Annotated in this window: 1 protein-coding gene; it reads left to right on the forward strand. The window is 48.6% G+C overall.

Features of this window, described 5'->3' with window-relative positions:
* On the forward strand, positions 1-366 hold a 366-nt coding region (locus tag HMPREF2795_RS10895; protein WP_261675692.1), incomplete at both ends, for a hypothetical protein.

Below are 366 nucleotides of genomic sequence, written 5' to 3' on the forward strand. Positions count from 1 at the left end.
ACACAGTAGCAGCCGATGGAACAGTAACCTTTGTCCCTGAAAAATCATTCACAGGTAAAGCGCCGGCCGTAACGGTTGTTCGTGAAGATAAGAACGGCACTAAGGCTTCAGCGACCTACACTCCAACAGTAACACCAGTTACTCCAACTGCAACTCCGGCAGAATCAACTGGTCCTCAAGGTGTGGTTCAAACTGGTAGAGTAACCTTAACAGAAGGTGACCCAGTTGCACCAATCGACAAGGCCACCATTACTCTTCTTGACGGAAATGGTCAGTCAGCAGCGTCAGTAGATGCGAAATCACCAGCAGGTGATGTGATCGGTACCTTCACCGTTGATAAAGAAACAGGTATTGTGACCTTCACGC

The sequence above is a fragment of the Streptococcus sp. HMSC056C01 genome (genome assembly GCF_001811305.1).
Taxonomy (GTDB): Bacteria; Bacillota; Bacilli; order Lactobacillales; family Streptococcaceae; genus Streptococcus.